Annotated in this window: 6 protein-coding genes and 1 pseudogene; 4 read left to right on the top strand and 3 right to left on the bottom strand. The window is 68.5% G+C overall.

The genetic code is table 11. The features are described 5' to 3' along the window. Window positions 1-5 precede the first annotated feature (5 nt). Together C3488_RS38935 and C3488_RS38930 are read left to right on the top strand one after the other, a co-directional pair. Window positions 6-1,115: a carbohydrate kinase gene (locus C3488_RS38935; RefSeq protein WP_103845547.1), complete on the top strand. Its 1,110-nt coding sequence runs from the start codon at window positions 6-8 to the stop codon at window positions 1,113-1,115. Between the two features lie 65 nt (window positions 1,116-1,180). Continuing rightward, a complete protein-coding gene (locus C3488_RS38930) occupies window positions 1,181-1,741 on the top strand; it encodes a GrpB family protein (RefSeq protein ID WP_103845546.1) in 561 nt (186 codons plus the stop codon). Window positions 1,742-2,037: 296 nt separating this feature from the next. On the opposite strand, the gene C3488_RS38925 is transcribed toward C3488_RS38930, so the two are convergent. Then, window positions 2,038-3,135 (bottom strand): Ku protein, encoded by a 1,098-nt coding sequence (locus C3488_RS38925; protein WP_103845545.1) that lies wholly within the window; start codon window positions 3,133-3,135, stop codon window positions 2,038-2,040. A gap of 3 nt (window positions 3,136-3,138) precedes the next feature. Further along, window positions 3,139-4,035 (bottom strand): hypothetical protein, encoded by an 897-nt coding sequence (locus tag C3488_RS38920; RefSeq protein WP_103845544.1) that lies wholly within the window; start codon window positions 4,033-4,035, stop codon window positions 3,139-3,141. 112 nt (window positions 4,036-4,147) lie between these two features. Here C3488_RS38920 and C3488_RS38915 point away from each other — a divergent pair, with 112 nt between their 5' ends. After that, window positions 4,148-5,116 carry an ATP-dependent DNA ligase gene (locus C3488_RS38915; RefSeq protein ID WP_181139376.1) on the top strand — a complete coding sequence of 323 codons (969 nt, stop codon included), beginning with the start codon at window positions 4,148-4,150 and terminating at the stop codon, window positions 5,114-5,116. Window positions 5,117-5,240: 124 nt separating this feature from the next. On the opposite strand, the gene C3488_RS38910 is transcribed toward C3488_RS38915, so the two are convergent. Then, complete coding sequence (locus C3488_RS38910) at window positions 5,241-5,618, bottom strand: hypothetical protein (protein WP_103845542.1); 378 nt, start codon at window positions 5,616-5,618, stop codon at window positions 5,241-5,243. A gap of 185 nt (window positions 5,619-5,803) precedes the next feature. Between C3488_RS38910 and C3488_RS38905 the strand changes: the two are divergent. Then, a pseudogene (locus tag C3488_RS38905) lies at window positions 5,804-6,021 on the top strand (transposase); the annotation flags it as partial.

Here is a 6,021-nt window from a genome sequence, read left to right as displayed (position 1 = left end):
GCTGCATCAGGCCACCGCCCGGTGTCCTTCCCCCGTACGTACGCCCGGCCCGCCGGGCACCGGCCGAAACCCACGCGCGGAACCGCGGCAACTCCGCGCGCTTCCAGAGAGGCAGACCATCACCATGGCTCGACTCGAGTCCCCCCAGCCGTGTCACCGTTCTCGGTGAGTGCGTCGCGGACGCCTTCACCGCCCCCGCCCTATCCGGCCCAGGGGAACTCGCCCTGCGCGTCCTGCCGGGAGGCGGCCCCGCCAACACCGCCGTCGCCCTCGCCCGGCTCGGCACCCCCACCCGCTTCCTCGCGCGGCTCTCCCATGACGTCTTCGGCACGCTCTTCCGCACCCGCCTCAGCGACTCCGGCGTCGACCTGAGCGGCAGCGTGACCGCCCCCGAGCCCAGCACCCTCGCCGTCGCCGCCCTCAACGAGACCGGCCAGGCCACCTACACCTTCCACGCCGACAGCGCCGCCGACTGGCAGTGGACCGCCGACGAACTCGCCCGCACCCCGCACGACGGCACGGTCTGCCTGCACACCGGCTCCCTGGCGCTGATACGCCAACCCGGCGGCAGCCGCATCGAAGACCACCTCGCCAAGGCACGAGAACACGTCACCGTGTCCATCGACCCCAACGTCCGCCCCCTGCTCGTACCGCCCTCCGCCTACCAGGAACGGCTCCCACGCTGGTGCGCCCTCGCCGACATCCTCCGCCTCAGCGAGGACGACCTCGGCCTGCTCCTTCCCGACGCCAGCCCCGAAGAGGCTTGCGACACCTGTCACGCCGCCGGCGCGCGCCTCGTCGTCATCACCCTCGGCTCACGCGGCGCCCTCGCCTCCCTCGACGGCCTCCGCGTCACCGTCCCGGCCCCGGCCGTCGACGTCGTCGACACCGTCGGCGCCGGGGACTCCTTCACCGCGGGTCTGCTGCACCGCCTCACCGCCCTCGGACACCTCGGCGGCCGGCTCGACGGGCTGAGCCTCCAAGACGTCACAGAAGCCTGCGCCTTCGCCGCCTGCGTCGCCGCCCAGACCTGCTCCGTCCCCGGCGCAAACCCGCCCTGGGCGGACGAAGCGGCGCTGCAGGCAGGCGTAGAACGGCTCCTGTCTCACGTCTGAACGCACATACCCGTTCCCGCCGCCATGACTGCGTAGGGTCCTCGTGCCCCTGCAAGACTGCCGACATGACACACCTGATCGAGGTCAGTGACTACGACCCCCGCTGGCCCGAGCGGTTTCAGGAGCTGCGGCGGCGACTGGCACCTCACGTCGCGGATCTTGCTGTGTCCATCGAACATGTCGGCAGTACAGCTGTGCCAGGGTGCGCCGCAAAACCGATCATCGACCTGGACATCGTGGTGTCCGACGAAGCCCTCATACCCGAGCTGATTTCCCGACTCGCCGGGCAGGGCTATCGACACGAAGGCGACCTGGGGATTCCGGGGCGGCAGGCTTTCCAATCCCCGCCTACCGCTCACGCACATCATCTGTACGGCGTGATCGCAGACTCAAGATCTCACCTTGATCACATTCTGCTCCGCGATTACCTGCGTCAGCGGCCCGACGAAGTCCGGCGCTACAGCGCGTTGAAGGAGGCGCTGGCGCAGCAGTTCCCTGCCGACCACGAGGGCAGGGCGGCGTACTCGGCAGCGAAGAGCAGGCTGGTGGAGGACCTTCTCGCCAAGTCCTACACCCGCTCGGGCCGCCGGCGGATCGTGACATGCAGCAGACGGCACGGTTGGTGATGCTGTGACGCATCACCAACCGCCCGCAGATTCGCCATCCCCGATCACCCCGGTGGTTGTGTCGGCGAGAAGCAGCTCTTGCCCATGCGGGCGTACTCGCGACGTGGCCGGAAGATCAGGCCGCCTTGCAGACCACCGTGAGGATGACCGCGGCACCCGCACGACATCGCAGGCTCGGCGCTCTACGACTGGCGCCGGCGTTCATTCCTCTGTCTACGGCGCGACGCAGCAGACTGCGATCGGAGCGGGACGAGGCGGGTGGCCTGCGCTTGTGCTCCGGTTCGGGGGCCGGCCTGCTAGGCCGCAATCTTCTTCCGGCGGCGCCCGGCCCGGGCCAGGGCGTCGAGCAGTTCTTCATGGCTCATCTTGGACCGGCCGGCGATGCCCTGGTCACTGGCCCGCTGATACAGCTCTGTCTTGCTCAGCTGCCGCAGTTCACGCTTCCCCGCGCCCTTGCTGTCTGCCGTGGTTGACGCCCTCGTCTCCTTGGGGCGGGCCTTCCCAGCCGTCATCTTCTTCGCCGGCTTCCCCGCGGACTTCCCTGCGGGCTTACGCGCCGGTTTCTGGGCCGTGCTCTTCTTGCTCCTTCGCTCCTCCGGCGCCTTGCTTCCGGAGCCGCGGGTCTGTTCGACGCTGCGCTGCAGGGCTTCCATCAGGTCGATGACGTTGGTGGCCTGCGGAGGGGCTTCCTCGCTGACGATCTCCTTGCCCTTCGCCTTGGCGTCGACCAGCTCTTTGACCTTCTCTTCGTAGGTGTCGTGGTAGTCCTTCGGGTTCCAGTCGATGGACAGTGCGCCGATCAGCTGCCGGGCAGTGTCCAGCTCCCTGCCCTGGGCGTCGCCGCGGCCGGACAGCACCGACAGCTCCTGGTGCGGGTCACGGACCTCATCCGCCCAGTGCAGCGTGTGGAGCACCAGCACCTCTTCCTGCGCGCGCAGCGCGACCAGGTACTGCTTGCCCCGCATCACGAAGGTGGCGATGCCGGTCTTGTTCTCCTTCTCGAGCGCGGCCCGCAGCAGCTCATAGACCTTGGCGTACTCCTCGCCCTTCGGGGCGATGTAGTAGGTCTTGTCGAAGTAGACCGGCTCGACCTGCTCGAGGTCGACGAAGCCGGTGATCTCGATGACCTGGGACTTGCCCTGGGCGATGTCGTCCAGCTCGTCGGGTTCGACGATGACGTAGTCGCCGCCGCCCAGGTCGTAGCCCTTGACGATGTCGTCGTAGTCCACCTCCTTGCCCGTTCTCTCGTTCACCCGCTGGTAGCGGACGCGGTCGGAGGTGTCGCGCTGCAGCTGGTGGAAGTGGATCGTGTGGTCCTCGGTCGCGGTGAACAGCTGCACCGGCACCGTGACCAGTCCGAAGGTGAGCACCCCGCTCCAGATCGCTCGCGCCATCGCTCATCCGCCTTTCCCTTGGTGCTGTGTCTGTTCAGCGAGCTTCCGGGCGTGGGCGGCTGCGTCCTTGGCCCGGCGTCGGGCCTCACGCACGGCCCGGTCCGCGTCTCGGGCGTGGTCGCGGGCCTTCCGTGCCGCCTCCCGCGCCTTTTGCTGCTCGCGCTCCGCCTCGTCAAGCTGCTGGGACAGGTCGGTTACGCGCTGCTCGGCCTGCCCCTGTGCTTCCTCCGCCCGGCTCTGCTCCTCCTCAGCGGCGGTGAGCTCGCCCTCACGCTCGTGGAGTTCCTGCTCGGCTTCCGCGCTCTGCTGCTGGGCGCGCTCAAGACGCTCTTGCTGCTCGCGGCGCCGGGTGCGCGCGGCATCAAGGTCGGCCACCTCGCCGGCGGGGCGGCGGGCAGCCGGTGCCGGTGCGGGCTGCCGGGAGGGGGTGGGGAAGCCGACCGGGGCGGATAGGGGCTTCGTCAGGTGGCCCTTCGCCCACTCCTTGGCCGCCTCAGGGTCGGCCAGCGCCGCGTGCAGGGTGTCCTGGACTTCCTGTCGGGCGTCCTCGCTGATGCGCTGACCGGCCTGGGCCGTGAGCTGGGAGGCCTGCCTGGCCAGGGCGAAGGTGAGCTGGTGCTGCTGCGTCGACAGCTCCCGCAGCTGCTCCCCGTCCAGGTCCCGGTGGGCCTGCCGCAGCGCCTCCCCCAGCTGCAGCAGCCGCTCGACTTCGTCCGGCTGCTCGCGCACCAGGAGGTTGCTGGCCCATGCCGCCAGAGTCGGGCGCCGCAGTCGGTGGATCTTCTCGGCCATCTGCCGGTCGCCAGCGGAGCGGGCGGCCTTCGCGTGCTCATCGCGGGCAGCGGTGAACTCGCCCGGCGGCAGGCCGTAGAGCTCATCGGCGACCGCGTCCCAATCCACCCTTCCCTCCCGCCCACTACGACTTGTATGCCGATTTTGTCACTATTTGCTTTGATATGGATTGTTGTGGGCTTGAACGGGCGGCTAGCCATCGTGAAAGGCGTCGAGCGTGATGTGGACGCTGCCAGAGCCGATGCTCGCCTCCCCGGTGTCCAGCCCTGATCTGCGGCCGGGCTGGGCAGCCGAGCCGAAGTGGGACGGCTACCGCGCGCAGCTCGCCTGGTATGCGAGTGAGCGGGTGCTGCTGCGTTCACGACGCGCCACGGACCTGACCGCCGCGTTCCCCGAGATGGCGGCAGCGGCCGCACAGCTGCCGCCGGATACCGGGCTCGATGGCGAACTGGTGGTGTGGGAGGAGGGTCGCTTGGCCTTCGATCGGCTGCAGCAGCGCCTCGGGCGGCGCGGGGCGACCACCGCTCAGCTGGCCGCACAGTGGCCGGCGCACTTCGTCGCCTTCGACCTGCTGCACCACTGCGGCACAGACCTGACCGCCTGGCCCTACGTACGGCGCCGCGCGGCCCTGGAGGACCTGTTTGACGAACGCGCGCTGAAGGCGCCGTGGGCACTGTGCCCGTCGACCACCGACGCCGCCACCGCGCGTGAGTGGCTGACGTGGACGGCGGCCGGGCTGGAGGGACTGTGCTTCAAGCGACTCCACGAGCCATATCGCCCAGGCGTCCGCTCCTGGGCGAAGTACAAAGTGCGCGCCACCACCGAGGCCGTCGTCGGCGCGATCACCGGGCCGCTCACCGCGCCCCGCACCCTGCTGCTGGGTCGCTATGACAAGGCCGGCCACCTGCAGTACACCGGCCGCAGTACCACCCTGCCCCAGACCACAGGACGCGCCCTGGCCGATCAGTTCACCCCGCCCCAAGGCCATCACCCATGGACGGGTTGGACATTCTCCGCGGCTTGGGGCAGCCGAGAGGTCCTGGACGTCACGCTGGTCCATCCCGCCTTGGTGGTGGAAGTGGCTGTTGACGTGGCCCGGGACGCGGAGGGCCGCTGGCGTCACCCAGCTCGGCTACACCGCGTCCGCACGGACGTCGACGCGACGCAGGTGCCGCTGTTCGGCGAGTGACCCGCACCCGCCGACGCGCTGGTCTGAGTGCGTGGTCGAAGTAGTAGAAGCGGCAGCTCACTGCAGCGGCGGCCGCGCCACTGCGCAGCCTGCGCCCGGATTGAGCCTGCAGCGCACCTGCAGTTCAGTGCGAGCTCATCAGCTGCTGCAGCTCAGTCTGGGCTCGCAAGATCACACTCAACCGCCAACGGCGCTCGAAAAACAGTACTTCAACGCGTTCTGTCATTTCTGTCAGGTACCGCACCTTTTCCGCCTCGGGGACCGCTGAGATCCAGGTGATCCGGGCGCGCATTGAGTACTGAAGAGCCATGGACCGTGGCAAGCCTCCACGAAAGTACTGCGCGAAACTCTGGCTGTGATCCAGGAGCCACCGAGTGCTGTCATCCAGGCCAGCCAGCCATCGGGTTCTCTCTGCCTGCAGATTCGCCAGCGTGCCCGGCGGGAGTTCATCAGGTGGTATCTCCTGCTGAAGTAGGAGACCGAAGGCCATGATCGTGCGCACGTGTGACGCAAATTGTGTCCACGCTTGATCGGCTGCTTGCGAACGACGACTTCGGGCTTCAAGACGCGGCGTAACGAACACGCCGATGACTACTGCTGTCGCCGCCGCAATGAGGATGGTCTTAGAGGCCCTAACAGAAGTTGTTGATCAAGTGACCGTTGGCTTGTCGGCTCGTTGGTCGGGGCGTGGGGAAGCGTCAGTCGCGACCGTGGATCGTGTCGGACGAACTGTGGTCGTTCATCGAGCCGTTGCTCCCGAAGCCGGCGCCGAAGCTGGTCTCGGGCCGGCCGCGTGTGCCGGATCGCCAGGCGTTGTGCGGGATCCTGTTCGTGCTGCATACCGGGATCCAGTGGAGTACCTGCCCCAGGAACTGGGCTTCGGCTCGGGCATGACCTGCTGGCGG

Origin of the sequence: Streptomyces sp. Ru72 (assembly GCF_002920635.1) — a bacterium.
Lineage (GTDB): Bacteria > Actinomycetota > Actinomycetes > Streptomycetales > Streptomycetaceae > Streptomyces.
Note: the sequence above shows the minus strand (reverse complement) of the source record. Positions and strands in the feature narration are given on the sequence as shown.